This is a genomic window from Candidatus Nitrotoga sp. 1052, from assembly GCF_927312905.1.
Classification (GTDB): Bacteria; Pseudomonadota; Gammaproteobacteria; order Burkholderiales; family Gallionellaceae; genus Nitrotoga.
This window is the reverse complement of sequence record NZ_CAKMHQ010000072.1, coordinates 35,892-46,823: the sequence shown is the minus strand read 5'-3', so window position 1 is coordinate 46,823 and position 10,932 is coordinate 35,892. Positions and strand designations below refer to the sequence as shown.

8 protein-coding genes are annotated in these 10,932 nt (G+C 52.9%); 4 read left to right on the top strand and 4 right to left on the bottom strand.

The genetic code is table 11. The annotated features are described in order from the left end of the window. Nucleotides 1-75: 75 nt before the first annotated feature. The 4 genes from msrA to MJ768_RS13370 all read right to left on the bottom strand — a co-directional run bounded on the left by msrA (nucleotide 76) and on the right by MJ768_RS13370 (nucleotide 3,577). The gene (gene msrA, locus MJ768_RS13385) at nucleotides 76-747 is read right to left on the bottom strand and encodes a peptide-methionine (S)-S-oxide reductase MsrA (protein WP_239292424.1); all 672 of its coding nucleotides are present in this window, start codon (nucleotides 745-747) and stop codon (nucleotides 76-78) included. Nucleotides 748-749: 2 nt separating this feature from the next. Continuing rightward, complete coding sequence (msrB, locus tag MJ768_RS13380) at nucleotides 750-1,274, bottom strand: peptide-methionine (R)-S-oxide reductase MsrB (protein WP_239292423.1); 525 nt, start codon at nucleotides 1,272-1,274, stop codon at nucleotides 750-752. Nucleotides 1,275-1,454: 180 nt separating this feature from the next. Beyond that, a complete protein-coding gene (locus MJ768_RS13375; protein ID WP_239292422.1) occupies nucleotides 1,455-2,096 on the bottom strand; it encodes a DUF3047 domain-containing protein in 642 nt (213 codons plus the stop codon). After that, nucleotides 2,093-3,577, bottom strand: a complete 1,485-nt coding sequence (locus MJ768_RS13370) for a hypothetical protein (protein WP_239292421.1) — start codon at nucleotides 3,575-3,577, stop codon at nucleotides 2,093-2,095. The genes MJ768_RS13375 and MJ768_RS13370 overlap by 4 nt, the downstream gene beginning before the upstream one ends. 270 nt (nucleotides 3,578-3,847) lie before the next feature. On the opposite strand from MJ768_RS13370, the gene MJ768_RS13365 reads away from it, so the two are divergent. From MJ768_RS13365 to mutS, 4 genes are all read left to right on the top strand, one after another. Next, entirely contained in the window at nucleotides 3,848-5,020 is a 1,173-nt protein-coding gene (locus MJ768_RS13365) for a MalY/PatB family protein (protein ID WP_239292420.1), read from the top strand. Nucleotides 5,021-5,177: 157 nt separating this feature from the next. Next, on the top strand, nucleotides 5,178-6,392 hold the full coding sequence (locus MJ768_RS13360) for an FAD-dependent oxidoreductase (protein ID WP_239292419.1): 1,215 nt from the start codon (nucleotides 5,178-5,180) through the stop codon (nucleotides 6,390-6,392). 118 nt (nucleotides 6,393-6,510) lie between these two features. Then, nucleotides 6,511-7,491, top strand: coding sequence for a DUF4238 domain-containing protein (locus tag MJ768_RS13355; RefSeq protein ID WP_239292418.1), 981 nt, complete (start codon nucleotides 6,511-6,513; stop codon nucleotides 7,489-7,491). A gap of 515 nt (nucleotides 7,492-8,006) precedes the next feature. Continuing rightward, on the top strand, nucleotides 8,007-10,643 hold the full coding sequence (gene mutS, locus MJ768_RS13350; protein ID WP_239292416.1) for a DNA mismatch repair protein MutS: 2,637 nt from the start codon (nucleotides 8,007-8,009) through the stop codon (nucleotides 10,641-10,643). The last annotated feature ends 289 nt before the right edge of the window (nucleotides 10,644-10,932 follow it).

Here is a 10,932-nt window from a genome sequence, read left to right as displayed (position 1 = left end):
AGCTCGCCACCTAAATTCACTTACAAAAGTTGCACTTCAGAGTTGAATCCGCCACTCATTGTAGCGAAAAGATGATCAGTTCTTTTTACCCCATACCTGCTTCAGGCGAGCATCGCGTCCACAACTGAAGCGATAGTATTTGTAACGAACTGGATTCTTGGTGTGAAAATCTTGGTGATACTCCTCCGCCGGATAGAATGCTGTAGCGGGCAACAACTCGGTCACAATCGGCTGGGTAAAACGGCCAGAAGATACCAGCGCGGCCTTGGATGCTTCGGCTTGCTGTCGTTGATCCGCATTGTGATAAAAAATTACGCTGCGGTACTGTGTGCCACTATCGCAAAATTGGCGATTAGGCGTTAGCGGATCTATCGTCGGCCAGTATGCGGCAAGCAGTTTGGCGAAATTAGTCTTGGCAGGGTCAAAACGCACTTGCACCGCTTCAACATGCCCAGTCTTACCGGCAGATACTTGTTCGTATGTCGGATTGATCACTGTGCCGCCGATATAACCCGAAGTAGTGGATATCACGCCCGGTATTTTGTCGAAATCTGCTTCTGTACACCAGAAGCAGCCGCCAGCAAAGGTGGCAACGCCTACCACTGGTTCAGTCTGCTTGTCGGAGACTACGGACGTATTCTGTGCCCTTGACTGCCCACAGGCAGCAAGTACGGCAAGTATCAACAAGGCAATGCTAAGCGCACTGCGGGCTTTTTTATCAAAAATTAATGGGTGCAATATTGTCATAATCAGCTCCTGAGCGCTGGCAATGGTTCGTCCTTCGGGATAAATCGCAACGCTACGCCGTTATTGCACCAGCGCTCTTTACGTGGCGGTGGGCCATCGTTAAACAAATGTCCTTGGTGGCCGCCGCAGCGCGCGCAATGATATTCAGTGCGGGGCAGAATCAGTTTAAAATCGCGTTTTGTCCCCACATGCCCCGCAATGGGCTGAGTAAAGCTGGGCCAGCCCGTACCGCTTTCAAATTTGTGCGCACTTTCGAACAAAGGCAAGTAACAAGCGGCACAAATATAGATGCCATCACGATGCTCATGATTAAGCTCGCTACTATTTGGCCGTTCGGTATCCTCTTCAAACAGCACCTTGTAAGCATCCGCGGAGACCAACGCACGCCACGCATCATGCGGTTTATTCAGAGGCGTAACTGTGATTGCATTGATGGTATTTGCAGCCGCCCTGTCGCGCGAACAAGCCGAAATCAACGGGAGCGCGGCTAGCATGGCAAGACTTTGCAGTAGGGTTCGTCGTTTCATGGAAATTCCTTTTGGAAATTTGAAAGATTTGACCGTGTACTCACATTATCGTTCTCGGCGTCTGAAGCGATTGTAACAAATAGATAATTTCAATATTCAGGCTACCGACATCTCGCCTCAAAATAAATCTGAAAACCAATAACAAAAAACAGTGCATCAGACTGCAAGTAAATTACGTCGTTATTTTGCACTGAACCAGATGTCGCCGTACCACGCCGTGGCCGTGGCACCGGTGTTGTCAGTGTCGGTCATGATCGCCACGGCGTCGACGCGGCCGGGTTTCTCGCCGAACAGGCGTTGGTAGTCGGCTCGCACATCGCGTCGCTCGCTTACCCATTGTCCAACCCGGCCGGTGCCGGATTCCACCGCGATCATGCGCGCGTTGCCGGTAAAGGCGTTGGGCCAGATGCTGTCGACTGGCTGCTTGTTAGACCATACGTAATTGATAGCGCGTGTGCGCCAGAACATCGGCCCGCCAGAAAAGACAACGTAGACGCGGGCGGAATAATCGTCGCCTGCACGTATGCGCTCATCGGCGCCCGCCAGGACGCTATCGACCTTCCATGTCCAGTTGAGCATAGGTGTTTTGTCAAGTTCGACATTTACCTTGCGGTAGAGTCCCGAGGCGGCGGCGTTGCTTTCAGCGCGAAGGGCAAGTCGCCCATCCGAGCTTTTCAGCGAATAGCGGGTCTCGCCGGTAAACACTTTGGGCTGCCACCCGCGCAGCTCGCCCTGTGAAAAACGGGCGATGTCAACCCGATCATCTGCCGCCCACGATAGCAGTGGCAAACAAACTACGACCCAGCATAGCAATTTCTTCATGGCACCCTCATGAATAGCGATTCGATGAGAAAAGCATCGTCAAAGTGGCGGCGACCGACAAAAGCGGTTGCGTGGCGTCCCCACTGGCGCATCGCGCCCGGCGAGCGAATGCCCATTGGCCACAAAATAAAACGCTCCGGACGCTCAGTGCCGGCGATTAAACCATGTATGCCGAACAGGCTGCGATAACCGTCAGCAATGGGCAGGGAACGTAATGCATCGTATTCGTCCCAGGCCAACGGTTGTGCCGCTGGCAGTAATCCGGGCGGTGATTCATCGTGGTAGATTCGCTGGATATAATGAGTGCGGGAAGCGATGCGCAGCACCAGCGGTTGTTGTTCAGGTGCAGGTTGCGGCAGCAGTGGGGGTTCAAAATAGGAAGTGGGGAGGTCGTCGCGCAGACGCAGGTGATGGCTCGGAAAGAATTCGTGGTAGCAACCGCAGTTATGGATAACGTCATACAGCCATGGCTCGCCGTCCGGGCCTAAAGTCACTCGCCAGTTTAGGCCATCTAGCTGTCCGGCATAAATATCGTTGCCGGGGCGTGCTGGAAACCAGACAATATAATTGAGTTGCAACAGCACTTGATCGCCGAAACGGGTGTGCGAGATCTTGCGATACAGTGTCGGGCGCGCCACGTCCACCACCGGCCCGTTATCCCAGCGTGGCATTCCGATACGATCATTGTTATCCATTACATCCACCTCCCATACCGGGGCAAAGGTGTCGAAGAGCCGGTCGAGGTCGGTGATCGTCGGCATGGGGATGCCGAGTGGATCCAGGGAGCGATGCAGAATGTCGCCCACCTGTGGAGCAGTAAGCAGCGCACCGGGCGATGACGCCCAGCGTACCAATTCACCCGCAACTGGCAGCGCTGCCAACGGTGTGGTGTAGGTGTTGTGTGTCTCGATATGCCAGGCCGATATTCTGGTGGAAACGACCGGCGCGGTGAGCGGATAGAGGCCGAGCACCTGCCACCAGGTGACATAATCATCCGGAACGCGTGCGGCATCGCGCAGCATAGCGCGGCGCTCCGGTTGCGCGAGATCGGCGGCAAGCAGGTGTTCACGACAGCGGTTGAGTTCCTCACCTAAGGTGCCGTTGCGACGACCCTCCATCGGCGTGGGCAGATTACGCAACTCCAGCGCACGCGACTCAGCATCCAAATCTGCCATGTGCGCGGTCCATGCTGTCCAGTGTTTCTGTGCGGTCAACTCGCCGCGGAACGAAGCGAGCAGGCGTGTTGTACGCAAGTAGGGAAAATCTCGAACCGGCGATGAACCGTAATCGCGTACCCCCGCACGTTCGATGGCCGCATCAACTTCCTGGTACAGCATTCGGCATGTAGTCAAAACATCGCCTGTAGGTGCCGCCGGACGGGTTTCCACCGTGGCGCAGCCAGTAAGGAACGACGTGACAAACAGCAGGATCAGTTCTGCCATGGCCAGTACAATGCAGCGTGTATCGTTAGTATTATCCATGGCTTCCTTTTCCATAGGATAAACAGTATGAAATATTGTTCCGTTCGATACAATAGAATCCACTTTAAGCTTGGCCTGTTAGTTGAGCGGCACCGCAGCACTGCCTATCCGCACGTCCAAGATTAAATGTGTATTTAAATAGCAGAGGGAACACCATGCTTGTTTCAATGCCACACTCGCATTCATGTTTCGGTTGATTTTTTGCCAATTGCTAAACCCGGCAAAAATTTCTGCATACGCTGTCAGAAGCAACGGTCTAGGAGAAATTACTTGAGTAGCAATTTTGACCACGACATCAACCTTACCAATACCGCCAGTGTAAAATATGACGGGCGGAAAAACATGTTCGGCACAGACGACGTCATCCCGTTGTGGATTGCCGATATGGATTTTGCTGCTCCGCCTGCTGTGACCCGTGCCCTCGCCGAGCGCGCCGCCCATCCCGTGTATGGCTACACCCAGTATCCGGATAGTTTGTACGAATCGCTCATGGATTGGCTTAGACGACGCCACGGTTGGGAGGTGCAGCGTGAGTGGATCATGATGTGTCCCGGCGTCGTGCCCTCGCTGCACGCAGCTGTCATGGCTTTTACCGAGCCAGGTGAATCGGTAATCGTACAACCGCCAGTGTATTTTCCATTTTTTTCGGCTGTCACAAACACCGGCAGAAAGCTGTTGCAAAACCCGCTGCACCTGGAAAACGGCCACTATGCCATCGATTTCGACCACCTGGAGCAGTGTGCAGCAAAGGCGCGTTTGCTGTTGCTATGCTCACCGCACAACCCGGTCGGCAGGGTTTGGAGCAAGCCAGAATTGCAGCACCTCCTGCGAATCGCAAAAAAATATGATCTGCTCATATTTTCAGACGAAATCCACGCAGATTTGATCTACCCAGAAAATAAACACACCACGCTTGCAACGCTGGCAGAAAACCCGGCCCATATCCTCACTGCTGTCGCACCCAGCAAAACATTCAATATCCCAGGGCTGAATCTTTCCTCACTCATCGTGCCGGATCCAAAGCATCGCGCGGCGATCACCCAGATATTTGACAGGATGCACGTCAGCGCAGCCAACCCCTTTAGCATCGTTGCTTTCGAAGCCGCCTACCGTGAAAGTGAGACATGGCTGGACGAGTTGCTGGCCTATCTGCGGGATACGCGAGATTACGTCGAGAATTATCTGGCCGCCCATCTCCCGGAAATCCGGCTTATCAAACCAGAGGGTACCTACCTGCTATGGCTTGACTGCAGTGCACTAGGGATGAGCGACGCTCAACTCAAGCATTTCTTCGTGCATGAAGCTGGCGTGGGCATGAGTCCCGGCATTCTGTTTGGCGAGGGCGGTAGCGGGTTCATGCGCATGAATATCGGCGCACCTCGCCATACCATCGTGGCCGCCCTCGAAAATATAAGGAAAGCGGAACGTGAAGCATGGCGATAAATACATCAGAGCTAATGCAAAATTGTTTCCGTGTCTTGCATTTGAGCGTAAATTTCGGCACAAGGAATGCTGGAATTTCTAATTTGTTTTTCGCTCTTGTGAAGCTCAGTCTCGCAGAGTCGCTGTTTCATGTTTTCCTTTACTCGTAAGGACGGATATGGATACGGTATCAGTACAATGTTGCATTGCGGGGGGTGGTCCAGCTGGCATGATGCTGGGTCTGCTATTGGCTCGTGCAGGTGTTGAGGTACTGGTTTTAGAAAAGCATGCGGACTTTCTGAGGGACTTCCGCGGAGACACGATTCATCCCTCGACGCTGGAAGTCATGCATGAACTGGGATTACTCAAAGACCTATTGAAATTACCACATCAAAAAGCGCCGCAGATCAATGGTCAGTTCGGTAATTTGAAGCTGACGATAGCGGATTTCACCCATCTGAAAACCCAGTGCCGTTTTATCGCTTTTATGCCGCAGTGGGATTTCCTGAATTTCCTCGCTGATCGCGCAGCTCGCTACCCAACATTCAGCTTGCGGATGCACTCTGAAGTGACTGGGCTCATTGAAGAAGCGGGGCATGTCGTTGGCGTTCAGGTAATGAGTCCGGACGGACCATTAACGGTGCGCGCGAGCCTGGTCGTGGGAGCAGATGGTCGACATTCAGTTGTCCGTGCACATGCTGGCTTGCAGGTTGAGGATCTTGGCGCACCCATGGACGTGTTATGGTTCCGGCTTTCACGACGGCCTGACGATTCAGAATATCCTATCGGCCGTTTCGATGCCGGTCGGATATTCATCATGCTGAGCCGAGGCGATTACTGGCAGTGCGGCTTTGTCATCCCGAAAGGTTCACATACGCAGATTCGGGAGAGAGGGCTGTCTGCGTTCCGTAGCGACCTCGTGCAGCTTGCGCCATTTATGGCCGACCGTGTCGACGAACTCCAAGACTGGGAAGAGATAAAATTGCTCACCGTTCAGGTCAATCGATTGCGTCAGTGGTATCGCCCGGGCCTTCTTTGTCTCGGTGATGCAGCGCATGCAATGTCGCCAGTCGCTGGCGTCGGTATTAATCTTGCGATCCAGGATGCAATCGCCGCAGCGAATTTGCTGGCTGCACCGTTACGTGCGAACAAATTGACCACCGAAGATCTGCGCCGAGTCCAGCAACGACGCGAGTGGCCGACGCGTATGACGCAAAGAATGCAACTCTTCATCCAAAATCGCGTCATTAGTCGCGTGTTGCATGGTGAGGGTCAGCTTTCACCACCGATTTTTATCCGACTCCTGGCACGGTCCCCATTCCTGCGCTGGATTCCCGCCAGATTGATTGGAATCGGATTTCGCCCAGAACATGTGAATATGCCAAAAAATTAGCCTGATCGAGGCAGGTAATAATCAAAAATCGAGACAAAACTAATGTAATCAACCAGCCCGACATCAAAAAATGATTCGGATAAGCTTCCAATGCAACAAAATCTAAGAAGCACGGTTTATGTCAAAGTCAGGCAAGATGCATACGCATAAGAAGCAGCATTTCGTACCCCAGAGCTACGCCAAGGCATGGCACGATCCTTCTGCCCCGGCAAGCTCGACCATGAAGCCTTATGTTTGGATGTTTGACCGCGACGGAGCCAACCCTCGGCGTAAGGCGCCAGCCAATCTCTTCACCGAGACCGACATCTACACGATCGAGCGCGCAGATGGCGAGCGCGACCTGCGTTTTGAACACGGCTTTTCAGAGCTTGAAGACAAGTTCACACGTATTCGCAACACTAAATTCAAGCGGCACGAATGGCCTAACGCCGAGCAAATAGACTGTTTACTCGCATTCGTCGCCACAGCACAATTCAGGACAGTCGCGAATCGTGACCATCACCGCCAGCAATGGGGCGGCCATCGAAAGCGCATGGAAGAGATGCAAACCGCCTATGAGAACGCATCGCCGGAAAAAAAGGCGGCGATGGAACGCATGGGAAACCCGAACTCAGGATCAAGCAAAGGCATGACGCTCGACGATGTTCGCGTCCTCGAAAAGCATCCGATCCAACAAATGATCGGAATTGTCGTGCAATCCGTGATACCTATTTTCCAGCGCATGCATGTGGCGGTGCTTTGCACTGCCGATCCGATCGGCTTTGTTACATCTGACTGTCCCTGCACATGGTTTGATCCTGAGAGCTACAAATTTCAGCCAATTTACCGAAGCCCTGGACTTGGCTCCCGCACAATCGAAGTTACACTTCCCATCTCGCCCAGTCAGTGCTTAATCATCACCCACAATTCCCAATGGCAAGGCTACATTGATGTTCAGGAGAAAGTGGTCACTGAGCTCAATCGCCGTCACATTGCTAACTGTAATAAAAGTTTTATTTCTTGTAGTCCGCAGACGCTTCCCATCTGGTTCGAACCGCGCCCTATGCCGGACGACGCATGGGAAAAAGTTCGAGAAAGGAAGATTACATCAGGAGAATGAGGCTGATAGATATACCGTGATTTATTGAAGATTGTGAATATGCGCATCTGAGCCACACCTCCTTCTGATCACACTTCCCTTGAAATAGCCCAAGTTAGATCGGATTATTTAGTTCGGCAGCACGGTTTTTATCTATCAAATTATTGTATTGTCGTTGACTGCAATACCCATCATGTTCCAGCTTGGTATAAATTACGAGGCAGCCCTAGACAAGCCACCTATGACCTCGATGAAGTTCACGAGGCAGTAATTGTGAAGGTTTTCAGCCCGTATCCAGCCTTTTACAGCGCGTTCTTGATATCATTTGAAATTGGCGAAATTGCCAATCGTGGGCATGATCGATTTGCCATGGATCTTGCGTCGGATGATGTAAATTTTCTTGCGCCCAACCTTCACCCCGAAGCCTAACCGCGAGTTGCGGCTACTGTCTCATTAAGATGTAACCCTTGCAAGAAGGGTCTTTGCTAAAACATGTGTAGGGACAACAGAACTGCAAGAAGTCGATAAATAATTGAATGAAAATAGAACAAGAACAAACTAGTAAATCGTTGCCTGGCAGCGTAGATGGCTCGAAGCACACCCCCATGATGCAACAATACCTGCGCATCAAGGCCGCGTATCCCGACATGCTGCTTTTCTACCGCATGGGCGATTTTTACGAGCTGTTCCATGAGGATGCAGCTCGCGCTGCCAAGTTGCTCGACATTACGCTCACTCAGCGCGGCGCATCCAATGGCCAGCCGATCAAAATGGCGGGCGTGCCTTACCATGCCGCCGAACAATATTTGGCGCGGCTGGTAAAGCTGGGCGAATCGATCGCCATATGTGAACAGATCGGCGATCCCGCCGCCAGCAAAGGGCCGGTGGAGCGCAAGGTGATGCGTATCGTTACCCCCGGCACACTCACCGATTCCGCCCTGTTGGATGAAAAGAAAGACAGCCTGTTGCTGGCGCTGCATGAACGCTCCGGCAAGGTGGGGCTGGCTTGGATGAATCTGGCTTCAGGCAAATTTTTCGTCAGTGAAACCGATGCGCACAATTTGCCAGCGGAGCTGGAACGCTTGCAGATTTCAGAAATCCTGCTTGCCGAAAATGCCATTCAGCCGACACTAAACAAAGCAGCCATCAAGACGCTGCCAGTTTGGAATTTTGATCTGGAAACCGCACGACGCACGCTGTGCCAACAGTTTGCCACGCACGACCTGAGTGGTTTCGGATGTGACAATTTTACTCTTGGTTTGGAAGCGGCGGGCGCGCTGCTCGGTTATGCCAAGCTGACACAGGGGCAAGGTATCAGCCATGTGCACGCCATTCAGGTTTATGCCGCTGAGGATTTCGTGCGTATGGATGCCGCCACGCGGCGCAATCTGGAAATCACCCAGACCTTGCGCGGCGAGCCTGCCCCCACCCTGCTTTCTTTGCTGGATACCTGCGCCAGTAATATGGGCAGCCGTTTGCTTAACCACTGGCTTCATCATCCGCTGCGCGAGCGCATCACTTTGCGCGCACGGCTGGATGCAGTCGACAAATTGCAGGTAACTGCTTTTCCGCAAGCGGGAGAGGGTCAGCGGAGCTTCAGCAGCAGACAGGCAATTTATCAAACTGTGCACGAACAGCTCAAACCCTGTGTAGACGTAGAACGTATCACTGCGCGCATCGCTCTGCGCAGCGCACGTCCGCGCGACTTATCCGGCTTGCGTGACTCACTCACGCAACTGCCGCAATTGCATACAGTATTAACAAGCACCGATGCTTCGAAACTGATAGGCGATCTGGCCGATGCCTTGCAGCCGGATGCCGAACTAATCGCGCTGTTGCAACGTACACTGCGCGCGGAACCATCCAGCATGCTGCGCGAAGGCGGCGTTATCGCTGATGGCTATGATGCGGATCTCGATGAGCTGCGTGGCATCCAGACCAATTGCGGCGAATTCCTGCTGCAACTGGAAGCACGCGAACGGGCGCGCAGCGGCATTGCCACCCTGAAAGTCGAATACAACCGTGTGCATGGTTTTTATATCGAGGTGTCGCTCGCGCAGTCCATCAAAGTGCCGGACGATTACCGCCGCCGCCAGACCTTGAAAAATGCCGAGCGCTATATCACACCGGAACTCAAAGCCTTCGAGGACAAGGCATTGTCTGCCAATGACCGTGCGCTGGCAAGCGAGAAACTGCTCTACGAACAATTGCTGGATCAGCTTGCGCCTTACATTTTACCGTTGCAACGCATTGCCGCCGCCATCGCCGAGCTGGATGTGCTTGCTACCTTCGCCGAACGCGCCTCAGCATTGAATTTCAGCGCGCCAACATTCAGCGCAGAATCCGTATTGCACATCCGTGGCGGTCGTCACCCGGTGGTGGAAGCACAGGTGGAGCAATTCATCGCCAACGATACCAAACTGCACAGCGCGCGCAAGATGCTGCTTATCACCGGTCCCAACATGGGCGGCAAATCCACGTATATGCGCCAAGTCGCGCTGATTACATTGCTTGCGCACTGCGGCAGCTTCGTTCCGGCAGATGAAGTCGTGCTGGGCGAGATTGACCAGATTTTTACGCGCATCGGTGCTTCGGATGACCTCGCCAGCGGCCGTTCCACCTTCATGGTAGAGATGACTGAGGCGGCCAACATCCTTCACAACGCGACCGAGAATAGCTTAGTTCTAGTAGATGAAATCGGACGCGGCACTTCCACCTTCGATGGCTTGGCGCTGGCTTATGCCATCGCACGTCATTTGCTGGAAGAGAATCGTAGCCACACGCTGTTCGCCACTCATTACTTTGAATTGACCCGACTTGCCGATGAGTATACTCAGCTTGCCAACGTCCATCTTGCCGCCATTGAACATAAGAACAGCATCGTATTTTTGCACAGCGTGAGCGAAGGCGCGGCAAGCCAGAGCTATGGGTTACAGGTGGCTGCTCTTGCGGGGGTGCCGAGGAGCGTAATTAAAATCGCACGGAAGCAATTGCAGACACTGGAACAGAATAGCGCGGCACAAAATCCGCAGGGTGATTTGTTCAGCGTCGTGCCGGACTTGCCCGAACCGCCAGAGCACCCGGCGTTGATCTCGTTGCGTGACATCACGCCTGATGAACTTAGCCCGAGGGAGGCGCTGGAAAAATTGTATCAGTTGAAGAAGTTGGTTTAGTTTTCAGATGGCAGCAAGGCAAAAAAAGCCTCACGCAATAAAATAATTCACTCTGCATTTCTCCTCTGCTCGCCCCAGACATAGCTTCGGCACACGAAACCATTCGAATGTTTTTCTATTCACACTACCGAAAGGTTTGGGACTGGCCTAAATTAAAACCTGAATATGTGGGCTATCGCACAGACTCGGCTAGTAGTTAGGTGCAGTCTTTTCATGTGTCCATGCTGAAAAGTTGCTCGCCGATCAACTCTGGTGACTGCATAAACAGCGAAGCGAAAATATTAGTCAG